Source organism: Cyanothece sp. BG0011 (assembly GCF_003013815.1).
Lineage (GTDB): Bacteria > Cyanobacteriota > Cyanobacteriia > Cyanobacteriales > Microcystaceae > Crocosphaera.
In genome coordinates, this window is record NZ_PRLH01000223.1 from 1 (window position 1) to 5,423 (window position 5,423).

A 5,423-nucleotide genomic window follows, 5' to 3' on the forward strand; every position below is an offset into this window, starting at 1 on the left:
ATCGGGATAAAAAAATCCGGCACATCTCGCAGTATGGATGTCTCTCGAGAACATGGTTTAGAACCATCGATGGTAATTGTTGACCATAACAACGAGGAAACCGTTAAAGAAGTCTTAGATCGAGGATTTTGGGCAGCTTTTACCCTTTATCCCCACACAAAAATGGGTAATAAAAGAATGGTTGAGGTGGTGCGGAACTATGGTTGCGATCGCATTATTGTCGATAGTAGTGCAGATTGGGGCATAAGCGATCCTTTAGCTGTCCCAAAAACTGCCCAATTAATGCAACAAGAAGGCATTCCCGAAGACCATATTAAAGCTGTTTGCTATCAAAATGCTCTAACGGCTTATGGACAAAGTGGACAAATTAAAGAAAGTGATTGGTTAAATTCCTCTCCCATTGATCAACGTCACCTACATAGTGGTAACTCTGTACTGAGGGGACAACAACCTGTGGTTGAATCAACTGCAGAATCAGAATTCATTATTGTTTAAGACAGTCTACGATGAGAGCAAAAAGGGATCTGAGAATTAAAAAACAAGCAACATCTCGACTATCCTCAAGCTCTCACTTTCTTATCTCTAATTTTCAGTCAATCTCGGTATCAATTGAGCTAAATTACAGGGACGATGGCGAGAATCAAGTTGATCTTTGATAATACTCCATCCTGTTTGACAAGCACCGCTAGAACCAGGTAAACAAAAGATATAAGTCCCATTGGCCACGCCAGCCAAAGTTCGAGACTGAATGGTAGAGGTTTTAATTTCTTGATAGGAAATCATGCGAAATATCTCACCAAACCCTTCAATTTCTTTGTCTAAGAGGGGTTTAATAGCTTCTGGAGTTCCATCCCGTCCTGTCACTCCCGTACCACCAGTGGTTAAAATGACTTGAACAGACTCATCTGCAACCCATCTAGATATTACAGCACGAATTTGGTAAATGTTATCGGGAACGATAGTTTTTTCTGCTAACAAATGACCTGTGGCGGTTAAATTATCCACTAATATTTTGCCCGATTTATCATCAGCTTCTGTTCTTGTGTCAGAAACCGTCAATACTGCAATTTTTAAAGGTAGTAAAGATTCATTTTGGTTCATATTTAGTTCTTATCAAATTAATTTTTAAGAGAAATATTTTTCTACTTCTAAAACACTTTTGCCAAAACAACTATTCACAATTTTTGTCACGTGTTCGCTGTTTAAGTTAGGCAGATAATTACTGGTGGTTAATTCTAAATATCCTGAATCCCGATAAACAAAGAATCTAATTTTATTGTTTTCCCATAGCCAAACTTCAGGAATCTTTAAATATTGATATTTAGTTAAATCGTCGATATTGCCTGAAGTTAGATTTATTTCCACTGCTAAATCTGGCTTATCTTTGTCTATGTCAAAACAGTAAGCAACATCAGGTTCTTTTCCTTCTTTTCCTTCTTCTTTAAGAGTCGTTTGATTGTAGGTAAAAACAGGCATATTAAGATTACGGCAATAGGCCAAAATAATTAACCTGATATAATCACCAATCAATTCATGGTTACGTCCTGGGGACACAATAGTAATGACTCCATTGCGAAATGAAACTCGTTTACTGGGCAAATCTAAACTAATATATTCAGCCCAAGTCGTATTCGTAATTGTGGTGATGCGATCGCTTTTTTGTGTTCCAATAGTTAACATTTTTACTTAGGGGATATATGGCTAGTCTAAATCATTTATGAACAGTAACATAGGCATCCTGCCTGTTACAAGCTAGAAGCTTGTGCTACAGTTTTTACGATTCATTTAGACTGACTATAGTTACTTTGATGCTTGACTAATTGACAGTATCAGACTAAAAAATCTACATATTAGCCTTATTAGCGATCGCATCATCTAAACTCTTTTTCAACTCAGTCAAATCCATTGTACCAATATCTCCTTGTTGACGAGTGCGAATACTCAAAGTTTGAGTTTCAACTTCTTTTTTTCCAACTATGGCCACCACAGGAATTTTTTCTAGTTCGGCCTTACGTATTTGTTTACCCAAACGTTCCCCTGTGCAGTCTATTTCTACGCGATAACCAGCCTGTTTTAATGTAGCAACGAGAGCTTCCCCATATTCTCTTTGTGCTTCACTAACTGGTAACAAACGTAATTGAATAGGTGCTAACCATAACGGAAAATCCCCTGCATAGTTTTCGATTAAAATTCCGTAAAAACGCTCTAAAGACCCAAAAATTGCCCGATGGATCATAATCGGACGTTGACGAGAACCATCGGCTGCTACATATTCCATATCAAAGCGTTCTGGTAAGTTAAAATCGACCTGGATAGTGGAACATTGCCAAGTCCGTCCAATAGCATCTTTAATTTTGATATCGATTTTAGGACCATAGAAAGCACCGCCGCCCTTATCTTCAATATATTCCCAACCTTTGCTATTTAAGGCTTCTACTAACGCTTGAGTCGCCAAATCCCAACCTTCATCTGTCCCCACTGACTTATCTGGGCGAGTGGAAAGATTAACTTCATAGTCTTTAAACCCAAAATCTGAAAGAATCTTCTCTGTTAAATTTAATACACCAAGAATTTCTGAGGCAATTTGTGTGGGTAAACAGAAAATATGAGCATCATCTTGAGTAAAACCCCGCACCCGCATCAAACCATGTAGAACCCCAGAACGTTCGTAGCGATATACTGTCCCTAATTCTGCCCAACGCAACGGGAATTCTCGATAGGAATGGAGGTCATTTTTATAAGTTAAAACGTGAAAGGGACAATTCATGGGTTTGATTTGATAAGCCTGTTGCTCAATCTCCATCGAATCAAACATATTTTCCCGATAAAAGTCAAAATGTCCCGATGTTTTCCACAATTCTAAATTAGCAACGTGGGGAGTATAAAGAAGTTCGTAACCTCCATCTAAATGAGCCTTACGCCAATAATCTTCAATGATATAGCGCATGGTTGCACCGCGAGGATGCCAAAAGACCAAACCACCACCAGCATTTTCCTGAATACTAAATAGTTTTAACTCTTTTCCTAGTTTGCGATGATCTCGGCGTTTAGCTTCTTCGAGTTGTTGTAAATAAGCTTCTAATTGTTCGGGGGTTTCCCAAGCTGTCCCATAAATGCGTTGTAATTGGGCTTTGGTTTCATCTCCCCTCCAGTATGCCCCTGCTACGCTTTCTAGGGCGAAAGCATTGGGGTTAATCTCTCCTGTATAGTTAATATGAGGGCCCGCACAGAGATCCCACCAAGATACCGTAGCCGGAATTTTGATGGGTTTAATTAAGGAAGGCTCTGGTAAAGCACCTTTGAGCTTTTCGCCTACATTAGGCAATCTACCACCGTCGGGACTGCCGATATAGTAACGGGTGATGGTTTCTCCTTCGGGAATGCTATCTAAAATTTCTAGTTTATAAGTTTCCCCTAACTGTTCGATTTCGGCTTTAATTTCTTCTCTAGTAATCTCTTCACGAATAATCGGCAAATTCGCTTTAATAATAAAACGCATCTGCTTGGTAATTTTTTTCAAATCTTCAGGGGCAAACGGTTGTGGGCGATCAAAATCGTAATAAAAACCCGTATCTGTCGTGGGACCAATGGTAACTTTTGTCTCTGGAAAGAGGATTTGTACTGCCATTGCCATGACGTGGGCGCAAGTGTGACGAATGCGTTCTAATTGTTCTGGGTTGGCGATTGACAAGGGAGATTGAGTTAATTGGCTGACCACTGGTAAGTTATTGTAATAATAATCATTATCATAATAGCGTAAATTGATAATCATTATCGAAATATCCCCAAACAAATTAACTTAAGACTATGACTCGTCTAAACTTCACCCTGTCCGATGCACTGCCATCCTTACCGAAAAGTGGAATGCCAGTCACCATCATTACTGGTTTTTTAGGGAGTGGCAAAACCACTTTACTTAATCAAATTTTACAGAATAAAGATAATTTAAAAATAGCAGTATTAGTTAATGAATTTGGGGATATTAATATTGATGAACAACTTTTGATATCAGTGGATTCAGATATGATAGAATTAGATAATGGTTGTATTTGTTGCACCATTAATGATGGTTTAGTTAATGCTGTCTATCGAGTTCTAGAAAGAGAAGAAAAAGTAGATTATTTAGTGATTGAAACAACAGGATTGGCAGATCCATTACCCATTATATTGACTTTTTTAGGAACAGAATTAAAGTTTTTAACTCGCCTTGATGCTGTTATTACCGTTGTGGATGCAGCCGCTTTTGATACTGAACATTTTGATAGTGATGCGGCTTTAAGCCAAATTAGATATGGTGACATGGTTATTTTAAATAAAATTGACTTAGCAACTGAAGATAAAATTAATGAGTTAAAAGCATTTGTTGAAGATATTAAACCAGGATTTAGAATTTTAGAGAGCAAATATGGTAGAGTTCCTTTACCCTTAATCTTAGATATTGGTTTAACTCAAACAGATAACTATCAAGTTGAGATTTCTGAGTTTCGACGTAATAAATCGGCTTTTAATAATCATTTAGAAAATGATGGCTTTAATTTTATTTCTTTTGAAAGCGATCGCCCTTTTGAAATTGAAAAATTTGAACATTTTTTATCTGAACAATTACCTAATAATATATTTCGTGCTAAGGGGATACTCTGGTTTCAAGAAAGTCCCTCTCGCCATATTTTTCAACTGAGCGGACCTCGCTACGATCTCCAAGCTGATGATTGGACGAGTCAACCAAAGAATGAACTGGTATTCATCGGGCGTAATTTAGATAAGTCATTAATTCAAAAACAGCTTGATGAATGCCTCGTCAAGCTAGATATTCACCATCGATTTAGTTTATCCAATTTATTTTCTTGACAGACTCCTCCTGAAACTGAAGGAGTGGACTTCATGGGAAACTAAAAATATAAAAGTTTTGATAACGATTATCGTTATAGTATAATTAAGTTTTGTAAAGGCAATCGCTTCTCTTCCCCATGTCAGAGATTAACCAGCAAGGATTACCCGTGACCATCATTACCGGCTTTCTCGGTAGTGGAAAAACCACTTTACTCAATCAAATTCTGCAAAATGACCTTGATCACAAAGTTGCAGTCTTGGTTAACGAGTTTGGTGACATCAATATCGATGCTCAACTTTTAGTTTCCTACGAGGATGACATGGTGGAGTTGAGCAATGGTTGTATTTGCTGCACCATCAATGACGGTTTGGTTGAAGCGGTAAAACGAATCTTAGCTAGGAAAGAAAAAGTAGATCGTTTGATTATTGAAACAACGGGGGTAGCTGACCCTTTACCGATCATTTTAACTTTTGTTGGTTCAGATTTTCGATATTTTACACACTTAGACGCGGTTATTAACCTTAATTGATGCAGAAACCTTTACCCAAGAACACTTTGATAGTGAGGTGGCCTTTAAACAAATTGCTTATGG

At 37.7% G+C, this 5,423-nt stretch carries 4 protein-coding genes and 2 pseudogenes; 3 read left to right on the top strand and 3 right to left on the bottom strand.

Annotated elements, in window-relative coordinates; all coding sequences use genetic code 11:
- A pseudogene (locus C4E06_RS27140) lies at positions 1-495 on the top strand (hydrolase TatD); the annotation flags it as partial.
- A gap of 87 nt (positions 496-582) precedes the next feature.
- On the opposite strand, the gene moaB reads toward C4E06_RS27140, so the two are convergent.
- From moaB to thrS, 3 genes are all read right to left on the bottom strand, one after another.
- Positions 583-1,101 carry a molybdenum cofactor biosynthesis protein B gene (moaB, locus tag C4E06_RS27145; protein ID WP_107671421.1) on the bottom strand — a complete coding sequence of 173 codons (519 nt, stop codon included), beginning with the start codon at positions 1,099-1,101 and terminating at the stop codon, positions 583-585.
- A 24-nt stretch (positions 1,102-1,125) separates the two neighbouring features.
- Positions 1,126-1,680 carry a Uma2 family endonuclease gene (locus tag C4E06_RS27150; RefSeq protein ID WP_107671422.1) on the bottom strand — a complete coding sequence of 185 codons (555 nt, stop codon included), beginning with the start codon at positions 1,678-1,680 and terminating at the stop codon, positions 1,126-1,128.
- A 163-nt stretch (positions 1,681-1,843) separates the two neighbouring features.
- Positions 1,844-3,772, bottom strand: a complete 1,929-nt coding sequence (gene thrS / locus C4E06_RS27155) for a threonine--tRNA ligase (protein ID WP_107671423.1) — start codon at positions 3,770-3,772, stop codon at positions 1,844-1,846.
- Between the two features lie 35 nt (positions 3,773-3,807).
- Here thrS and C4E06_RS27160 point away from each other — a divergent pair, with 35 nt between their 5' ends.
- Both C4E06_RS27160 and C4E06_RS27165 read left to right on the top strand, forming a co-directional pair.
- Positions 3,808-4,848: a GTP-binding protein gene (locus tag C4E06_RS27160; protein WP_107671424.1), complete on the top strand. Its 1,041-nt coding sequence runs from the start codon at positions 3,808-3,810 to the stop codon at positions 4,846-4,848.
- A 119-nt stretch (positions 4,849-4,967) separates the two neighbouring features.
- A pseudogene (locus tag C4E06_RS27165) lies at positions 4,968-5,423 on the top strand (GTP-binding protein); the annotation flags it as partial.